15 protein-coding genes, 1 tRNA gene and 1 pseudogene are annotated in these 19,780 nt (G+C 34.5%); 14 read left to right on the top strand and 3 right to left on the bottom strand.

Features of this window, described 5'->3' with window-relative positions; all coding sequences use genetic code 11:
* Nucleotides 1-66: 66 nt before the first annotated feature.
* Entirely contained in the window at nucleotides 67-483 is a 417-nt protein-coding gene (locus tag LA754_RS03640) for a hypothetical protein (RefSeq protein WP_006279382.1), read from the top strand.
* On the opposite strand, the gene LA754_RS03635 is transcribed toward LA754_RS03640, so the two are convergent.
* Nucleotides 476-1,006, bottom strand: coding sequence for a Na+/H+ antiporter subunit E (locus LA754_RS03635; protein WP_077188223.1), 531 nt, complete (start codon nucleotides 1,004-1,006; stop codon nucleotides 476-478). The two genes, LA754_RS03640 and LA754_RS03635, sit on opposite strands and share 8 nt — an antisense overlap.
* Before the next feature lie 68 nt (nucleotides 1,007-1,074).
* Between LA754_RS03635 and LA754_RS03630 the strand changes: the two genes are divergently transcribed.
* From LA754_RS03630 to dapA, 10 genes are all read left to right on the top strand, one after another.
* Nucleotides 1,075-2,358: an ankyrin repeat domain-containing protein gene (locus LA754_RS03630; protein ID WP_006279383.1), complete on the top strand. Its 1,284-nt coding sequence runs from the start codon at nucleotides 1,075-1,077 to the stop codon at nucleotides 2,356-2,358.
* Between the two features lie 120 nt (nucleotides 2,359-2,478).
* The gene (gene smpB / locus LA754_RS03625; protein WP_006279384.1) at nucleotides 2,479-2,928 is read left to right on the top strand and encodes an SsrA-binding protein SmpB; all 450 of its coding nucleotides are present in this window, start codon (nucleotides 2,479-2,481) and stop codon (nucleotides 2,926-2,928) included.
* 6 nt (nucleotides 2,929-2,934) lie between these two features.
* A complete protein-coding gene (gene lgt / locus LA754_RS03620; RefSeq protein ID WP_010962823.1) occupies nucleotides 2,935-3,726 on the top strand; it encodes a prolipoprotein diacylglyceryl transferase in 792 nt (263 codons plus the stop codon).
* A 690-nt stretch (nucleotides 3,727-4,416) separates the two neighbouring features.
* Nucleotides 4,417-6,162: a type I secretion system permease/ATPase gene (locus LA754_RS03615; RefSeq protein ID WP_065094799.1), complete on the top strand. Its 1,746-nt coding sequence runs from the start codon at nucleotides 4,417-4,419 to the stop codon at nucleotides 6,160-6,162.
* Nucleotides 6,163-6,523: 361 nt separating this feature from the next.
* On the top strand, nucleotides 6,524-7,963 hold the full coding sequence (locus LA754_RS03610) for a hypothetical protein (RefSeq protein WP_186811198.1): 1,440 nt from the start codon (nucleotides 6,524-6,526) through the stop codon (nucleotides 7,961-7,963).
* 4 nt (nucleotides 7,964-7,967) lie between these two features.
* Nucleotides 7,968-8,576, top strand: coding sequence for a hypothetical protein (locus tag LA754_RS03605; protein ID WP_015589194.1), 609 nt, complete (start codon nucleotides 7,968-7,970; stop codon nucleotides 8,574-8,576).
* Nucleotides 8,577-8,580: 4 nt separating this feature from the next.
* Nucleotides 8,581-9,396, top strand: a complete 816-nt coding sequence (locus LA754_RS03600; protein WP_065094808.1) for a hypothetical protein — start codon at nucleotides 8,581-8,583, stop codon at nucleotides 9,394-9,396.
* A gap of 13 nt (nucleotides 9,397-9,409) precedes the next feature.
* A tRNA-Arg gene (locus LA754_RS03595) sits at nucleotides 9,410-9,483 on the top strand.
* 67 nt (nucleotides 9,484-9,550) lie between these two features.
* Nucleotides 9,551-10,024, top strand: coding sequence for a single-stranded DNA-binding protein (gene ssb / locus LA754_RS03590; RefSeq protein WP_006279368.1), 474 nt, complete (start codon nucleotides 9,551-9,553; stop codon nucleotides 10,022-10,024).
* A 9-nt stretch (nucleotides 10,025-10,033) separates the two neighbouring features.
* Nucleotides 10,034-10,915, top strand: a complete 882-nt coding sequence (gene dapA, locus LA754_RS03585; RefSeq protein WP_006279369.1) for a 4-hydroxy-tetrahydrodipicolinate synthase — start codon at nucleotides 10,034-10,036, stop codon at nucleotides 10,913-10,915.
* 38 nt (nucleotides 10,916-10,953) lie between these two features.
* Here dapA and ligA read toward each other — a convergent pair whose 3' ends face one another.
* Nucleotides 10,954-12,942, bottom strand: a complete 1,989-nt coding sequence (ligA, locus tag LA754_RS03580) for an NAD-dependent DNA ligase LigA (protein WP_077188219.1) — start codon at nucleotides 12,940-12,942, stop codon at nucleotides 10,954-10,956.
* A 214-nt stretch (nucleotides 12,943-13,156) separates the two neighbouring features.
* Here ligA and gltX point away from each other — a divergent pair, with 214 nt between their 5' ends.
* Nucleotides 13,157-14,479 (top strand): glutamate--tRNA ligase, encoded by a 1,323-nt coding sequence (gene gltX, locus LA754_RS03575; RefSeq protein WP_077188218.1) that lies wholly within the window; start codon nucleotides 13,157-13,159, stop codon nucleotides 14,477-14,479.
* Between the two features lie 102 nt (nucleotides 14,480-14,581).
* Here the strand turns inward: gltX and LA754_RS03570 are convergent, their stop codons facing one another.
* Nucleotides 14,582-14,734: a hypothetical protein gene (locus tag LA754_RS03570; RefSeq protein WP_457923579.1), complete on the bottom strand. Its 153-nt coding sequence runs from the start codon at nucleotides 14,732-14,734 to the stop codon at nucleotides 14,582-14,584.
* A gap of 71 nt (nucleotides 14,735-14,805) precedes the next feature.
* Here LA754_RS03570 and LA754_RS03565 point away from each other — a divergent pair.
* A pseudogene (locus LA754_RS03565) lies at nucleotides 14,806-15,754 on the top strand (IS5 family transposase).
* Nucleotides 15,755-16,429: 675 nt separating this feature from the next.
* The gene (gene dnaE, locus LA754_RS03560; RefSeq protein WP_457923738.1) at nucleotides 16,430-19,759 is read left to right on the top strand and encodes a DNA polymerase III subunit alpha; all 3,330 of its coding nucleotides are present in this window, start codon (nucleotides 16,430-16,432) and stop codon (nucleotides 19,757-19,759) included.
* Nucleotides 19,760-19,780 lie beyond the last annotated feature (21 nt).

The raw sequence follows: 19,780 nt of genomic DNA, 5'->3' as shown, positions 1-19,780 counted from the left end.
GCGTTATTATTTATTTAACAAAGTATTAGTATAATTTATTACACTGGATTAAATGGAGAAAGTTCAATGAGTAAATTACCGAACAATGCAAAAATAGGTAAATCTCAGGTTACTCAGTGGGAGGTAATAAAAAATTGTGAATATGCTGATAATTGCTTGTCAAAAATAGTAACTTTGTACGTTATTAGAATAACTCAGCTATCAGATTTTTATACGAGTGACGAACCTGAAATTAACACTGTTTTAGCAAGAATAAGCGTGACAAGTGAAAATGTATTTTTAAACAAGGCTACTACTATTGAAGTTATGGAAGGTATTTTTCCGTATAAATTTAACAGCAAGAAGAGAAATAACATATTAAGGTTAGAAGATTTATATAATTATTTATGTTCTATTGTTAATAATAGCCTTCCAAAAGAAATGCTTGAAAGTCTTGTAAGGGAATATAAGGACGCTGTTAACTTATTTAAAGCAATTACTTAACTGAACGTAGTATTTTTAAGATTTTGTTTTCTATTTCAGAAATGCCGCTTTCAAGGTTTTTATCTATCAAGCATATGGTAGACAAATACGTTTTTTGCTTGCTTTCAACATTGATAGTTAAAGTTCCGGGAGTGATTGTGACTGAATTGGCAAATAACGCAATGCTTTCGTCATTATGCCCTTTGCATTTTCTTAGGATAATAATCGGTTCAAGCTTAGATTTGAGTTGTAGCACCTTTTTTGTTACATAAACACTTGATAAAATGATTTGGTACATTAACCACGGTATATAACTTACTAACTTATAAAACGATAGTCTACTCGTACTATTTAAAATCTGGCTAAGAGCTCTTTCAGCGTTTATCAACCTTCTAAAGATAAACGATGTGAATATAGAGGAAAACACTCCACAAAAAATAAAAAACGGCTCAAAATAACCAGACAATACAGTCCATAGAACAAATAAAATTATAAATGACAGAGAAAAAAACTTGATTTCCTTCCTAAAGTTGAGGTTTTTCATAGTCTGTAATATAACTTAAATGACTCTTTAAGGAAAGATAATAACGAATATTTAGGTTCTTGACTTCTATGTTGAAAGATATAACAACTAAGTTATGTTTTTTAAGTGAGGAAGTTATGAAATATGACAAATTTATGAAAATGTTAAAAAAAATAAATGACCTTTCAGATTTGAGCAAGGACAATATAGTTGAAAAAATAAAAGCTAAGTTACAAGAAGAAGATCCAGATTTATGTCAAGAGTGGGAAAAGAGTAAACCTGACAACGATAGTGGATCTGACATAAATTACATATTTACTATATCTTGTGGTCAAAATTCTAAGAAAGTCAAATTGTTACATCTTGCTTCTCATTGGAACTATGCAAATGTAGCAAAAGCTCTGATTGAAAACGGGGCAGATATTAATGCAGAACATGATAATAAAATTACTCCTTTACATATTGCTGCTCACTATGGCCACAAAGATGTAGTAACCATTCTAACTGGAAAAGGAGCAATTGTTGATGCAAAAAATGGTGATGGATGGACTTCTTTACATTTTGCTGTTGAAAAGAACCACGAAAATGTAGTAAACACTCTAATTGGAAAAGGAGCAAATGTTAATGCAGAAAATGATAAAGGATGGGCTCCTTTACATCTTGCTATTACAAATGGCCACAAAGAGATAGTACAAGTTCTATCAAAAGCAGAAGGAATCAACGTTGATGCAAAAAATAGTGATGGGTGGACTCCTTTACATCTTGCTGCTGCAAATGGCCGCGAAGATATAGTAGAAACTCTAATCGCAAAAGGAGCAGAGGTTAATGCAAACAATGGTGATAGACGTACTCCTTTACATCTTGCTGCTGAAAATGGCAAAATAAAAGTGGTGGAAGTTCTGCTACACACTGAAGCAGACCCTTCATTAAAAGATGTTGATGGAAAAACGCCAAGAGACCTTACTAAATATCAAGGTATAATTCAGCTTTTAGAGGAAGCGGAAAAAAAGCAAACGTTAAAAAATGAGAATAAAAAAACGCCAAAGGATCTTACTGAAAATAAAGATGTAATGCAGCTTCCAGAGAAAAAGGAAGAAAAACAGGTTGGAAAAAATGCAATTGTGAAAGAAAAAGAACAATCTGCAAAAAATGCAATTGTAAAAGGTGTTATTGTGTGTTTTGTAACTGCAGTGATAGTTGGTGTTGCACTTGCATTTGCTACTGCCCTATCTGTACCAGCAATAATTGGACTAGCTGCAGGATCTGCGCTCATAGTTGGTGCTGGTCAATATATAATGTCAAAGCCTAAAACTGAAATGAAAGGAGTAAAGCAGGAACTTGTATCTGGAAAGGCAAAAGAAGTACTTACTTGATTTTTGTTATCCTGTTGCTATCAGACTAGCCTGGCACCTTATATTTATTGGGATAACTGTTTTATTATGAATTAAGTCAAAAACTCTGTAATATATTGAAGCTTAAAGATATCTTTAAATATGGAAGTTATTGCAGAAAATAGGAAAGCAAGGTTTGAATATTTCATCTTAGAAGAATTTGAAGCGGGTATGGTCTTATTAAGCAGTGAAGTTAAATCGCTAAGAGAAAGAAAAGTAAATATTTCCGACGCCTATGTTGTTGAAAAGAATAGCGAAGTATGGCTGCACAATATGCATATTGCAGAATATAAAGCTGCGAACCGAAAAAATCATAAACCAAAAAGGGAACGTAAATTACTCTTGCATAAACAGGAGATAAATAAACTAATTGGTCAAATCAAGACTGCTGGGATAACTGTTGTGCCGCTTTCGGTCTATTTTAACGATAAAGGATTTGCAAAAACTAAAATTGCCATTGTAAAAGGAAAAAAACTCTACGATAAGAGAGCAACCATAAAACAGAGAGAGTGGGATCGTGAAAAAAGTAGATTGTCTAAGAATAATTTATAGCAAAATATGTCTTTAAATCCAGTAATTTTCAGCATCGGTCCTGTTTCTATATATTGGTATTCCTTAGCCTACGTTTTGGGTATAGTGTTTGCATATTGGTATTTACATAAGCTAGATGACCAAAAAATATTTACTAAGAATTTTTACGATTCGTTATTAACAGCCACTATTGTAGGTATTATCCTTGGAGGTAGACTTGGCTACGTATTGATATATGATCCAGTTCTTTATATAAGCAACCCTATTGAGATATTGAAGACCTGGGAAGGAGGGATGTCATTTCATGGTGGTGCTATAGGAGTTTTGCTTGCAGTAATAATTTCGTGTAAAAGACATAATATCCCTACATTTTATGCACTGGACCTAGTTTCTTGCGGAGTTCCCATAGGTTTATTTTTAGGTCGCATAGGCAATTTTATAAACGGAGAGTTATTTGGCAGAGTTACAACTATGCCATGGGGTATGGTATTTCCAGAGAGTGGTGATAATTTGCTGCATCATCCAAGCCAGCTTTATGAGGCACTTTTTGAAGGACTGCTACTTTTTGCAGTTGCAAATTCACTGTTTTTCTTAACTAGAATAAGACTGTATCACGGTGCGTTAACTGGTATTGCAGTTATGTGGTATGGAATAGCACGTTTTTTCGTTGAGTTTTTTCGCGAACCAGACTATCAAATTGGCTATTTGTGGCTTGATTTAACTATGGGGCAGTTGCTTTCTATACCTATGGTTTTGCTAGGAATGCTTGTATATCTAGGCGCATTAAATTTAAAATTTAATACGAAATCTGTCACATAGAGAAAAGGTGAGTTCAATAGAAAAATGTAGCCAGAAGCCCCACATTATGCACAATTGTACGAATTTTCTGCGTTGCAGTAGAATGAATCGGTGGGCTTTGTTGCATCGCTAGCTATGATGGATTAAAGATAAAAAAGGTGGAGAATATCAGTAGCTTATTATTCTGGTATTTACAACAAGAACGGTCAGTGAATACCTAAATTTGAGTAAAAGAAATTTCACTACCACTCACTAATCCGGCTAAAATTCAAGAATTTCAATGCTTTAGCTATTTTCAATAGAATTAAATTTATTAATATAAATAACAAATTACTATTCTTAAATTTGATCAGATTGATTGCAAAAAAACAAGATTTTCAATAAGTTGCTTATAATCCTAATTATAGTTAGCCTTTCATAAGTAGCGATGCAACAAAGCCATCCCAGTGTCAGCTACTTTCATGACACCATTTGCTGTGCAGTTTACCTTCAAAAATGAATGTTCGTACAGCTATGGAATGAATCGCGGTATGACGTAGCTTCGCTATAGGCAATGAAGGAAATATTAACTATACTTCTTTTTACCATTGTTTATATTTCCCATTCACATATATTAATATTTTACTCACTTAAAGTAAGCTAACTACCGTTATTAATATTTTTGTAATAAAAATTGTATATGGTGCATGTAATCAAATTAAGAGGAAGATTGTGGAAATTACGCCATCAATAAAAAAAGAATTGAAGCAAAGTACTCTATATATTTGCCTAGAAAAATGCAAAAGTGCATTTTGGTTTATCTTTTGGTTTAGTGCGGGAATCAATTTATTAATGTTATTCCTACCACTTTATACCTCTCAAGTGCTTGATCGGGTGATATCGAGCGAAAGTGTATCAACACTAACTATGCTGACAATTATCACTTTATCTGCATTTGCATGTTCTGCAATGCTTGAAACTTGTCGATATTTAGCCATGGCAAAAATAGGTGATTGGATCGATAAAACTGCAACACCAGATCTGATAGTAAGGTCAATCAGGCTAACGTCAGTGCAGAGCTCAACTTCAAGTGGTGAAGCAATACGAGATCTCGGAGTGATAAAAAATTTCATTACAGGAAATGGTATATTCTCACTGTTTGATACTCCATGGTCGTTAATTTACCTTGTTGTGATTTTCATGATACATACCTCCACGGGGTTTATAGCTATTACTGGAATTATTATATTAGTCTCTATGGCAATATGGAATGAACTTGCCACTAAACGAATATTACAAGAAACCAACGAAGAAACTATACGGAATATCAATGCTATAGATGTTGCAACAAGAAATGCAGAAGTGGTTGAAGCTATGGGCATGTCAGAATTCATAGTCTCTGATTGGTGTAAACGAAATGATCAGAACCGAGCAATGCAAATTAAAGCACAAAATCGCTCTAATGTAATTACTGGAATCACTAAATTTTTGCGCTCAACTCTGCAAATATCAGTGATTGGAACAGGTGCATTACTTGCAATCACAGCTCATAAGACTGCCGGTAGCATCATCGCTGCTTCAATTTTAATGGGTAGAGTATTAGCACCATTTGATGCTGCGGTTCATACTTGGAAGTTTTTAAATCAGGCTAGAATGTCATATGGAAGGCTACAAAGACTTATATTAACATCGCCAAAAAGAGAGCAAACGATGGCTCTACCAGAACCTGAAGGAAAATTGGAATTTGATAGAGTATTTTTTACTCCTTATGGAAGCAATAAGCCGACAGTAAAAGGAATATCATTCATTATAGATCCTGGAGATGTAGTTGGTGTTATTGGTGCAAGTGCTTCTGGTAAATCCACTATCGCAAAATTAACTGTTGGTGTATGGAAGCCAATATCTGGTGTAGTCAGACTAGATGGCGCTGATGTATATACTTGGAATCGGGAAAATTTTGGTAATTATGTTGGCTACTTACCTCAGGATATTGAGTTATTTAACACTAGTGTCAAAGCTAATATTGCTCGCATGAGGCCAGATCCAAATCCTGAAGAAATAATCAAAGCAGCAAAAATTGCAGGAATACATGAACTAATACTAAGCTTACCAAATGGATATGATACAACAATAGGAGGTCCTGGAGGAGTAACGCTCTCTGGCGGCCAAAAACAGCTTCTTGGACTTGCCAGAGCTTTTTATGGTCACACAAAACTTTTAGTACTTGATGAACCAAACGCTAACTTAGATAGCAATGGAGAGGCATGCTTAATTAATGCAATTGGCATTGCAAGAAAACAAAATACTACTACTGTTATCATCACTCACAAGCTACCGTTATTGTCCGTAGTTGATAAGGTGATCCTCATGTCAGATGGTGTCATTTACGCTATGGGACCAAAAGATGAGATTTTGAGCAAATTAGTTGCTCCATCATCAAGTACCACAGAAGATGAGCGCTCTTCAGCAAATGGTTAGTTTACTTACAATAAATTCTGTATCTGAAATAACAACTGTTCCAGAAAAATATATATTTCTTTACCATTAGAAATAATATTACAAGAATAGTAAATAGATTAATAACTCTTATTAATTAAAGTCAATCGGCAGATATAGCTAAAGTGGCTTAGGTTTACCTACAATTTGAAAAACAACAAATTCGTCTTAATGAATTTTCTTAATTTGTTATCTAAACAACTTAATATTAGTGGTAATTTTATAAAAAAATTATAATATAAATAATGTTGCTGCGAAAATTTATAACAATATTTCCCTCTAACGTTTAATGAATTTCAATAAATTGCCTTTTTAATTCTAGATAAGTATATGCTTTGTTAATATGTTTAGTTCAAAATCCAAAAGTAAGTTTATGCTTTCTATTGGAGAAGAAGGCATAATGTTACTATATTTTAAAAATAATACTTTAAATAAAAGGTATTTTGTTAAGGGCAAAAACGATAAAGCAGTTTCCGATTTAATTTTATGTCTTTCGTCAGATAAAAAAGCACCTTTATACCTGGTGCTTAATCATGCAGATCAAAATTACTCGCTACAGTTTATTACAAGGGCAAACAAGATTAGTGCCTATCTATCAGCAAAAACAAAGATGGAGCATTTTTCTCGTAATAATGACATAAGTTCAGTTTTTTTGGTTGAGAAGCCAAACAAATTCAATCAAAACTGGTGCTATCTTCTTGTTTCATCAAAAGCAAAGCATTTAGTAGAATATTGGTTGAATGTGTTTATTGAGATATGCTCCAACTTTAAGGGAATATTAATGTTTCCTATAGAAATAAGTAATATAACAAAAAAGATTCTACATAAAGATCCTAATAATTGGAAAATTATAGTTGCTGCAACTAAAACGGGAGGCTATAGACAAGTGGTTCTTAAAGAGAATAAAATGGTATTTACGCGCTTAACATCATTTACTAATGATAATTTACCAGGAATTATCGCTGGTGGAATATATCAGGAAGTGCAAGATACTATTCGATCCTTAACTAAGTTTGGGTTTGAAAAAAATAACCCTATCGACCTTTGTATCATAGTGTCAGAAGATATCAAAGCTAGTTTATCAGTCATAAATTTTTCAGAGAACAGTGTGAACATATTAACTCCATATGAGTTAGGCAAACTATTAGGAGCAGAACTAGCTATAAGTGAAAAAGATAACTTTTGCGATACCATAATTTTGTTTCATAGCTTTAAGAATAAATTAGCAGCTATTTTTAATACAAAGGAAACTAAAGAATTTTATCTATTCAATTACCTTTATTTAAACTCTCCTCGAATTTTTCTATACTTCGCCCTGGTTTTAGTTATAACAAACACCCTTTGTTTGCTAAATTTGTATTCAAATTTCAATGTCGCTGATAATTTATCAGCAAAGCAGAACACCTTAAATAACCAATTAACAAAACTTAGCCAAAGCTATAATGTAAAAAAAATAGATGAAATTTATGATTTTATTAATATCAATAATATTTTATCAAAAATAGAATACTCTCCTCTTACACAAGTTAAGTATGTAGAAAAGTTAAAAATACCAGGTATAGAGCTTCGATCATTTGAATGGAATTATAATGAGGCAAAAAGTTATATTACCACAACTTTAAAGTTTAATTTTCAATCCGGTAAAAATATTTCTCATCAATACGAGAAACTACGAAAAAATTTAAACGATAATTTTCGTACCTATGACATTAATATTTCTAGCTTACCTGCTGCTAAAGAGCAAAATCTATCTATTGATGTTGAAATAGGAGAGGCAATGTAGATTAATGACTATCTCTCAATTAAAAAGAAAAGCTACAATTCAGTTTATATCGTATTTGTTATTATCTGTTGGATTAATAGGGTTATTAACATATGTTGTTATCTATAACGAAAAGATTTATAATAAAAACCAAATTGCGATTGATAAAATACGTTCTATTAATTTACAGATTACTGGAATTCAAAAAAAGGAAGTTGTTCTAAATAAAAACCTAGATTTATGGAAAAAAATTTCTTCTTCAAATTTACATAGTAGCAGATACATTGCAAATTTAAATTTCGAGCTTAGCAAGTTATATAAAAAGCACTATATATTAGAACCTGAAATATCAATTTCTATACCCGAAGAAGTTGAGCTCCACAACAAAAGTGAACGCACAAAAGTAATAAAAAGTGAAGTGGTCCTAAATTTAAGCTCAATCAGCGATAAGCATATTTTTTTATTTCTACAGTCTATTCCAAATCTGCCCGGTTATGTTATGATCAAATCTCTTATTTTAAATAAGCAGAGAAATATTGATGCTGCAACTATGAATCAGATTTTGAATGGTAATATGATAGAGATAGTGAGAGCTAATATAGTCTTTGATTGGTATACTATATTAAGTAGATAAGGTGATGAACATAAAGCTGTTTTTTATTTTTACGCTACTCATTTCCAATGTTAATGCATATTGCAGTTGTGAAGATATCATAGAAAGCATAGAAATTTGTAAGGAGTATTCTTGCCGACAATATATTGGCAATGAAGATTTTATTGAGCATAAAATATTAGGATTAAATAGTGGAAATTTATGCGTATATATAGAAAAACAAGGTAATGATGAAATGGTTTGTCATCATTCTCAGTATGGAATGATGATAGAAAAAAGATATTTTGAAAGTATTCTTAAAGTTGGCAATCAAGAAATCGACGATTTTATTGATATAGCAAATTTGCGTGCAAAAGAGTGTTTCTTTATCAACAATCAAAAACTAAGCTATACAGATCGGGACGATATAATAAGAGAAGCAGTGGAAAGTGACTTTGACGTTTTGTCACAATATAGTAACGTAAAAAGCATTTTTTTTGATGAAGAGCCGGTTAATAGAATGGTCAATGAAATGGAAAAGTTCAATTTACGATCTTCAAGAGCTGTAAAAGAGGAGGTATCAGATAATTTCAACTGTAAGGTAGTGAGTTTAGACTCAATTTTATATCTTTCTCCCGATACATGGAAAATATGGGTAAATGGAAAACTGTTTATAAATACCAAGGATTTAAAAGTGCACTCAGTCACTGAAAATTATGTAACTTTTGTATGGACCGTAGATCAAAAAGCAATAAAAAAGCATGCGAATGATTCTCAAAATGTATATTTTGGATATGGGAGTATTATGTTTACGCTTTATCCAAAACAAAAATTTGACTTGGATGGCTTATCTATTAAATAACTTAAATATATATGCGCTTGTAGCTCAGTTGGATAGAGCGTTGCCCTCCGGAGGCAAAGGCCGTGGGTTCGAATCCCTCCAAGCGCACTTTTAATTAAATTTGACAATAGTATTTTCACATAAGATAATAAAAGGGTTTATTTAGAGCATAATTATGTCTGGTGGTACCATAAACAAAGTCATACTAGTTGGTAATTTAGGAAAAGATCCTGAAATTAGGACTACACAAAATGGAAAAGAAATGGCAAGTTTTTCAATAGCCACGTCTGAAAGTTGGACTGACAAACTTTCCGGTATGCGCTCTGAAAAGACAGAGTGGCATAATATCGTAATTTTTAGTGAAGGATTAGTAAAAATCGTCAAAGATTTTGCACGCAAAGGCAGTAAAGTTTATGTTGAAGGTTCTTTGAGAACTAGAAAATGGACTGACCAAAACGGTGGTGAAAGATACACAACAGAGGTGGTTCTATATAATTTTAATAGCGCTCTTACTCTCCTCGATTCACGACCAAACTCTGATTACAAGCCGAGTGAATACAAACAAGGTGAAACAGGACAAAAAGATAAACACGAAAGTTTTGACAACGATATAAAAGATGAACTACTCGACGATGAAATACCATTTTAACAATTTAAATTGAAATCTACATTTTTATGGACTGCTTGTGTTACTCCTTTTAATTGCAATGGAGATAGTATAGATTATAGCAGTTTGCAGCGTTTACTGACAATGCAAGTTAAAGCTGAAAATGGCGTGGTGTTGCTGGGTAGTACAGGTGAGAGCCTATCGCTTACTGATTCTGAAAAGCGTACATTAGTTGAATTCGTATGTAAGCTAAAATTAAATACGAAAATTATAATTGGCGTACCAGGAGTGAATCTATATCAGACTCTTGAATGGCTTGATTTTTGCAAGGGTATGCCTATTCATGGCTATCTAATGACAACTCCCATTTATGCAAAGCCCGGAATTATGGGGCAGACTTTATGGTTTGAAAAGCTGCTTGAGAAAGCACATGTGCCGGTTATGTTTTACAATATTCCATCAAGAGCAGGAATAAATCTTCACGCTGAAACTGTACGCAACTTATCCAGCCACGAAAAATTTTGGGCTATCAAAGATTCAAGTGGCACTGTTGATACTTTAGCTCAGTATAAGAAAGTTGTACCAAATATTGAGGTCTTTTGTGGAGATGATGATATGATATCCGATATGGCCGCTTATGGTGCGGCTGGCCTGGTTTCCGTTGCTTCCAATGTTTGGCCATATGTAGCACATGAATATGTTAAGAAGTGCCTCAATGGCAGGAACCCTCAGGCAGATATCTGGCAACAGGCTTGCGAAGCGTTATTTACTGCCAGCAACCCAATACCTACTAAAGCACTTTTGCATGATATTGGTCTTATAGAACATCAAACTGTCCGCCTACCGCTCAGCACAGAAGACTTGCCTTCTGTTGAAAAATTGAGGCAAGTCAATAAAATGATTCTTGGATGGAAAGAATTGGCTACTCTCTAAATAGTCTTGCAACTTTGATTTAATATACAATCCAAGTTTCATTTGAACACTCCCAAACTTATCACTTTATGCCACTGGTCTTCATCTAAAATTTCTACACCTAATTCCACTGCCTTTTTATATTTGGATCCTGGTTTTTCTCCTGCAATTAGGTAGTCAGTTTTAGCAGAAAGATGTGAGCTGACCTTTGCTCCTAGAGTTTTGGCTCTTACTTTTGCCTCTCCTCTACTCATAGCAAGTAGCTTACCAGTAAACACTATAATTTTATTATTTAAAACAGAGTTACTAGAGTTGGAGCTCACAGGAAGAATTTGAAGACAAGCAGTAAGATCATTTAACATTTTGATGTTATGTTCCTTAGAAAAAAATGATTCCAAAGATTCAGCTACTTTTTTTCCTATGCCGTCTATACCTACTAGCTCAGTATTATCTGATGACAGTTCAATCATCGAATTATACCAATTATCATAAGAAACATAATAATCTGCAAGCAATTCTGCTGCAACTTGGCCAATAAATCTAATACCTAAAGAAAATATAAACCTATCTAGAGTTATTACCCTTCTGCTTTGTATAGCATTTAATAAATGAGCTATTGATTTCTTGCCCCAACCAGACTGTTCTTCCAGATTAAATTCATCCAATCTTTCTTCTAAAGTAAAAATATCGGGAATTTGTTTTATCAGACCAAGGTCGTAAAAAAACTCTATCTGCTTATCACCAAGGCCAACAATGTCAAATGCATCTTTCGATACAAAATGCTTTAGTTTTTCTATTATTTGAGCTTTACAGGCAAATTCCTCAGGACATCTTACTGCAGCCTCTCCCTCAACCTGACGTACTTTACTACCACATTCAGGGCATACTTCAGGAAACACAAATTCAGGTGTATTTGGAAGACGAGAATCTCTGCTTACTTCAACGATCTGGGGAATTACATCCCCTGCCCTTTTGATTGTTACAATATCTCCCTCTCTTATGTCTTTACGTTTTATCTCATCTTGGTTATGCAGACTTGCTCTACTAACTAGCACCCCACCAACATTGACTGGCACTAAATCTGCAACTGGAGTTAAAACCCCTGTTCTGCCCACCTGTATAAATATCTTGTTTAACTTTGTTTTTGCATAAACCGCAGAAAACTTGTATGCAAGTGCTGAGCGCGGTGCTTTGTGAGTATTCCCTAGACGATTTTGTAGTACCAAATCATTTACTTTATAGACTATTCCATCAATATCATAATCCAAGTTATAGCGACAGTTATAGACTTCATTATAGAACTTCAGCATTCCATCTAAACTACTCGTTAAGGACTGATGCTCATTTACGCAAAAACCAAGTGCCTCAAGCTTATTTAGTACCTCACTTTGACTTTTCTCTGCTCCACCAATCAAAGAATAAGCAAAATATCTAAGAGGTCTGCTTGCTGTAATGTTTGCATCCAATTGCTTTAGAGAACCAGCGGCTGCATTTCGAGGATTGGCAAATTCATCGTTTTCATTTAACTTTAAAAAGTCGCTGTTACTGATGTATATTTCACCTCTTACTTCTAGTCTTCCTTGCACACCTTGCAAAAACTTAGGAAAGCCTTTTATTGTTGCAACGTTGTGAGTGACATCTTCCCCTACAAAACCATCACCTCGAGTTGCAGCTTTAACAAATCTTCCATCCTCATAAATTGCAGAAAACGACAACCCATCAATTTTTGGTTCACATAATATCTCTATTTTGTCCTCAATTAAAAACCTCTTTATTTTAGACAAAAATTTCTCTACACCTTGTTCATCATAAGCATTCTCAAGGGAAAGCATAGGTTCTTGATGTTCCACCTTAGAAAACCTCTCATCAGGTGGAGCACCAACACTATCTTGTGTTGCATAAATTTCTGGCTCTATTTCAGCTAACTTTTTCTTCAGTTCATCATATTCAGCATCACTTATTTCTGGCTTATTTTTTTGGTGATACAAAACATTATGATAATTTATTTGATCTTGCAGTTTTTCTCTCATCTTTTCTAAGTTAGTCATGATACCAATATAATGCTACATTAGCCTTTGTCGTCAAGCTGTGAATTTTCTTGAATTTATCATATGGTCTTAATCCATCAAATATCAAAGGTGCCACAATGCTATAGCCATACTTATTCTTCTCTTGCTCAATTGTATTAGCAGATCTCGCTTGCTCTAGCCATATATTTATATAAAATTAAAATAAATTAGAGTAAACAATATTGCTATTTAAATGCTAACAAGATTCGCTCCAAGCCCAACTGGCTACCTCCACGTAGGAAACGTACGAACTGCCTTGGTTTGTTGGATGTACACACGCAATCAAAATGGAAAATTTTTACTCCGTTTTGATGATACTGACCTTCAGCGTTCAGATGTCAAATATATAAATGATATCATACAAGATTTGAAATGGATTGGTATCAATTGGAATGCAAGTTTCAAGCAATCAGAGCGCTTTGAGCGTTACAATGAGGTGTTTTTGCAGTTAATAAAAGAAGGGCATATTTATGCATGCTATGAAACAAGAGAAGAGTTAGAAATTAAACGAAAATTGCAGTTAAAACAAGGACTTCCCCCGGTATATAACAGAAGCGCGTTACTTCTAACTGAGCAAGAGAAAATTCGTTATGAGCAAGAAGGAAGAAGACCACATTTTAGATTTAAGTTGGATAGAAATGAAGTTGTTAAATGGAATGATGAAGTTAAAGGTGAAATAAATATTGCAACCAGTAGCATAAGTGACCCCGTGGTAAAGAGAGAAGATGGAATGTACACATACATGTTACCTTCTGCTATCGATGATGTTGACTTTAATGTAACCCATATTGTACGCGGGGAAGATCATGTAACTAATACCGCAGTGCAAATTCAAATGATTAAAGCATTAAAAGCGAAAATCCCTACATTTGCTCACCTTTCTCTGCTACATTTTGATGATAGCAAGATATCCAAGCGAGTCGGTGGGCTGGATATCAAATCTATAAAAGAAGATGAAATTGAACCGATGGCACTAGTTAGTTATTTAGTGAAGCTTGGAACATCCAATCCAATTGAAGCTTGCGCCTGTATGCAATCTTTGATTGATTCATTCGACATTAAAAAATTTAGCTCAGCATGTACGCAATTTAGCTTGAGTGAAGCATACAAGCTAAATAGCAAAGTGCTGCAACAAATGCCATTTGAAATGGTGCAAGACCGTTTAAGTCAAATTGGAGTGGACTCCTCAGAGTTTTGGTATTTTATAAGGAACAATATAGAAAGGTTTTCTGAGGTGGCCAAGTGGTGGAAAATATGCAAATCCGATATAGAGCCTGTGATTCTTGATAAGGAGCTTATAAAAATTGCGTTCAATGCATTGCCCCAAGGTGATTGTAATGAAAACACGTTGTCAGAATGGGTCAAAACTATTCGACAAACAGTGGATATAAAGGCAAAAGACCTATTTACGCAGTTGCGCTTAGCTTTAACAGGAACAGAAACAGGCCCAGAGCTCGCTAAACTATTAATTTTTATCGGCAAAGAAAATATCATTGCAAGGTTAAAAGAAAAGTGAAAACTAAAGAATTATAGCTAATGCAATCCCTACGTCATACCGCGATTCATTCGCGGTATCCCTTAGCCGCTAACAAGCAGCGGGATGACGATTGTCAGGGTGTCATCCAAGTAGCCTCTTTCTTGTCATCCCAGTGCCCAGACACTGGGATCCAGCCTTTCCATAATCATTAAAACATTGTATTTTAACTAAAACAGCTATTTTTATGCTCACCAACTTAATAAAATTCCTGGGTCCCAGTGGGCTTTGTTGCATAGCAACTGAAAAATCTGGTGGCTACTGACAAAATTCATTATAAATAGCGATTTAACTGTTGAAGAAAAAATATGCCACAAAAAATGAGGGTCAGTAACCATAGCGAATATAACAAATTTCTAGAAAAAAGAGGAAATATTTTTCATTATATCAACGAAGCCATAGAAAAGTGGTACGAGAATGGTCCAAAAATACCAGGTGGCAACAATATTTATAGCGATAAAGTTGTAATTTTGGTGCACATAATAACTTGTTTATTTAGAATAGGCCTGAGGCAAACAGTTGGGTTTATAGCAGGATACCTTGAGCAAATTGGGAAAAATTTGCAAGTTATCAGCTATTCACAATCATCAAGAAGGTTTAAGAAACTCAATATTAAGATCAATGATTGCAGAAAATAATATGGAAGATATCGAAATTGCTATAGACAGTACAGGAATTAGTATATACAACAACACTCCTGGTCATAGCAAAGAAAATAGCGAAGATAGAAAGTATCGCAGCTATGAACAGACAAGAAAATTGCATGTAATGTTGAATACAAACAGCAAAAAAGCCATAGCTGTAAAATACAGTAACGGTGTCTACTCTGATCACTATGGAGCTTGTGATTTGCTAAAAGAAGTCGATTTTCAGTATGTCATAAAAGTACTATATGCAGATAGGGCATATGACAGAGAAAAGCTCTATAAGCTGTGTAATCAATATGGTATAAAAACGAAAATTCCTCCGAAAAACAACGCAGCAGAGCATCCAAAATTGGATTATATGCTTGATAGAAATGCCGCTATTCAGTTAATGAAATTACATGGTGAGAATGGTATAAAAAGATGGAAAGAAGAAGTAAATTACGGAAAAAGATCGTATATTGAAGGATTTTTCTCAAGGTTGAAGCGAATATTTGGGTTTAGTTTTAGGAGCAAATCTGAAATTAATCGTGAGAAGGAACTGCTACTCAAGTGTTATTTGCTTAACAAATTTACTGAAATAGGCATGGCTAAGTTTGAGATAGCTTCATGAATTTATTGTACGTTACCTACTATCCGAAGAGCGATGCAACAAAGCCATCCCAGTGTCAGCTACTCGGATGACAAAAAAAGGAGCACTGACCTCTCTTGGGCTCTTTTAGCTACAAACGTTAAGAAATTTACCAAATGAAAAAAAAGGCAAAAGAAGCCCCGTGGTTATTATCCGCTTTAAAATATTGGCGTTTTTTATGTTTTAAACGCTTGACAAGCGAGATTCAGCCGCTTTTAATTGCAACTAACTTACGCTGCAAATGTTTAAGAAATTTACTAAGCAGAAAAAAAGACAAAGAATCCCCGAGTTAGCTAGTCTTTTACTATCTCTGTCGAGTATTGGCATTTTTTGATGTCTTGTAACGCTTTATAAGCGCGTTCAGCTTATTTAGATAAAAATCTAGATGTAGATGAAGTTTTGTAAAGACATACAGTATCTATATACTGCAAAAAATTGAACATAAGACGCCGATACATTAAGTAATCCTTACCTTTTAATCTGCAGATTGGCGAAAGCAAATACAATAGCTTCACTATCATGATAAGGGAGCTGGCGGAGTTTGTCAAGTAAGTTTTTGTATTTTAATTTTAGAATTTTATAGGCTTTTGTTCTCATGAAAATTATGTTCTCATGAGTAAATTAATGTTATCCTTTTTTGTTGATCTGAAGTTTCTTATGTTCATACACTTACGTGTTCATAGTGTTTATTCGCTGCTTGAAAGCTCGGTTAAAATTGAGGAGCTGATCGGCCTTTGTTTGCGAAATAAAATGCCAGCGGTTGCAATTACTGATTCAGGTAACTTGTTTGGCTCACTTGAATTTGCAGAATATGCGGCAAGTAGGGGAATACAGCTAATAATAGGATGCAATATTATAGTTAAACATTCAGAACAAAATTTACCTATATTATTGCTTGCAAAAAATGAGCAAGGGTACACTAATTTAGTCACTTTGGTGAGTGAGTCTTTTAGAAAGCGCAAGAATAACAGCGATATTCCTTACGTTGATTTTGATGAGCTATTGAATTTAAGTACGGGTCTGATCGCTTTAACCGGTGGATGTTTGGCTCAACTATTGTTGGGGCAAGATAAAGAAACGGTTGAAAAACTGCTTTCAGCATTCAATGGTCATTTATATGTTGAATTGCAGCGTCATGGGTTGAATAAAGAGCTAGAGCTTGAAGAAGCTTTGATAGACTTTGCTTATCAGCGCAATATACCACTAGTTGCAACGAACGATGTGTTTTTTCCAAATAGGTCTGACTATGAGGCTTATGATATATTAACGTGTATATCGGAGGGGAGTTATGCCCTGGAGAATAACAGAAAGAAGTTAACTACCGAGCATTACTTCAAGTCTGTGGCAGAAATGGAGGAGCTGTTCAGCGACATTCCCGAAGCAATTCATAACACTTTAGTGATAGCTAAGCGGTGCTCTTACATGCCAAGAAGCAGGCAGCCTATTTTGCCTAAATTTCCTTGTCGAGAAAATAAAACTGAGAATGAAGAACTGAGGGAGCAGGCAGTTGCAGGATTAGAATTCCGTATTGCGAATGAGACAGACATAGACCTTAAACAATACTACGATCGGCTGAATTACGAACTGAGTGTGATAACTTCGATGAACTACGCTGGCTACTTTTTGATAGTTTCTGATTTCATTCGTTGGAGCAAAGCAAATGGCATTCCAGTTGGTCCAGGAAGAGGCTCTGGTGCTGGATCAATTGTTGCTTGGGGCTTGCAGATTACAGACCTTGATCCAATAAAGTTTGGCCTAATATTTGAAAGATTTTTGAATCCTGATCGTGTGTCGATGCCTGACTTTGATATCGATTTCTGCCAAGAGAAAAGGGACCTGGTTATTGATTATGTTCAGAAAAAGTACGGTTATGTTGCTCAAATAATCACTTTTGGTAAATTGCAGGCAAGGGCAGTATTGCGTGATGTTGGTAGAGTATTGCAAATGCCTTACTCTCAAGTGGATAAAATATCTAAAATGGTTCCATTTAATCCAGTAAATCCTGTAACTTTATCACAAGCGATAGAGTTTGATCAAAACCTGCAGAAAGAGCGGGATAGTGATGAGGTAATTGCAAAGCTTCTTGATATATCTCTTAAGCTTGAAGGAATATATCGTCACGTTTCAACCCATGCTGCTGGAATTGTAATATGTGATCAAAAGTTGGAAAATTTTGTTCCTGTGTATTATGATCCAAATTCAGCTTTGCCAATCACTCAATACAGCATGAAATATGTGGAGAAAGCTGGGCTAATAAAATTTGATTTTCTTGGGCTTGGTACGCTAACGCTAATAGATCATGTATGTCGTTTAATTAATCGTGATGGAAAAAAGATTGATATTTCTTCAGTTCCTTTAAATGACCAAAAAACCTATGAGATACTCTCAAGCGGTGATTCAATTGGAGTGTTTCAGCTTGAAAGTTCGGGAATGAGAGAAGCTTTAATTAAACTAAAACCGGACTGCATTGAAGATATTATCGCTTTAATTTCCCTTTATCGTCCAGGACCTATGGATAACATTCCAACTTATGTTGCAAGAAAACACGGACTTGAAAAGCCAGATTATATTCATCCGTTACTTGAGGAAGTATTAAAAGAGACATTTGGGGTAATAATTTACCAAGAACAAGTGATGGAAATAGCCCGTATTCTTTCCGGGTATAGCTTAGCGGAAGCAGATCTGCTGAGACGTGCCATGGGTAAGAAAATCAAGGAAGAGATGGATAAACAACGTGAACTTTTCATCCAAGGGGCAACGAAGAATGGCGTTGATTATGACAGGGCAAGTTATATTTTTGACCTTGTTGCAAAATTTGCTGGTTATGGGTTCAATAAATCTCATGCTGCAGCATATGCGGTGATATCTTATCAAACGGCTTACCTTAAAGCTAATTATCCATTAGAATTTTTTACAGCACTAATGAATCTGAATATTGATGATAGAGATAAACTGAATTTATTTTATCATGCAGCAAAGTTTAGTGGCGTTACCGTTCTTTCACCTGATATAAACAAGTCTCAAGCTGAATTCTCAATAGAGGATGAACGCATACGTTATGGTATTGCTGCCTTGAGGAATGTTGGTTTTTCTATAGCGGAAGGAATAGTGAACGTACATTCAAGCGCTTGTAAGGACATATGGGAATTCACTCAAAATTCAGGTCATACAATAAATAAGAGAGCGCTAGAAAGCCTGATTAAATCCGGAGCATTCGATAGCGTGCATAAGAACAGAAAGCAGCTATATGAGTCAATGGACACGCTGATTTACTTTGCAAATAAAAACAAACAGGATAGAGAATCAAGTCAAGCTGCTTTGTTTGGTAGTCTTGATGTCCTCAAACCGAAACTTGAGAATGTGGAAGATTTTGATGAAGAGGAAAAATTAGAACATGAGTTATTTTCACTAGGATTTTATTTAACTAATCATCCGCTTGAAAAATTTAGAACTCTTCTGGAAAAGTTAAATATTGGGTTTATCGGAGAAAATAGAACAGCAAAAACTGCTGGGGTAATATTAAATGCACGTATGAGAACTTCAGAGCGTGGAAGGTTTGTTATCCTCACACTTTCTGATCCCCATAACGTTTCTGAAATAGCATTCTATAATAATGAAATAATAGAAGAAAAAAGAGATTTATTTTCACCAGGAACATTTGTGATAATTGATCTTGAAGCTTCGGAAAATACAACAAGATTAGCAGGCAAAGATATATCTGAGTTTACAAAAAGAATCACTTCTACAATAAAAGAATTAGTTCTCACCACTGAGTGCACGGATTCGCAAAAAGCCGCTATGGAATTAAACGCAATATTGAAAGATGAAGGCAGAACCAAAATAATGCTAAAACTTCTTCTCGAAAAACATAAAGTGAGCATCTTATTACCAGGTGCATACTCAATTGCTCCTCAAGTAATTTATGAAATATCTAACTTAAGCTGGATTAAAGGCGTAGAAATTAATACAAATAACTTGCTTATATAAAAAAGCTTTATATAATGAAAC

This window comes from Wolbachia endosymbiont of Muscidifurax uniraptor (assembly GCF_054149795.1).
The sequence above is the reverse complement of the archived record's forward strand: the minus strand, read 5'-3'. Positions and strand labels throughout refer to the sequence as shown.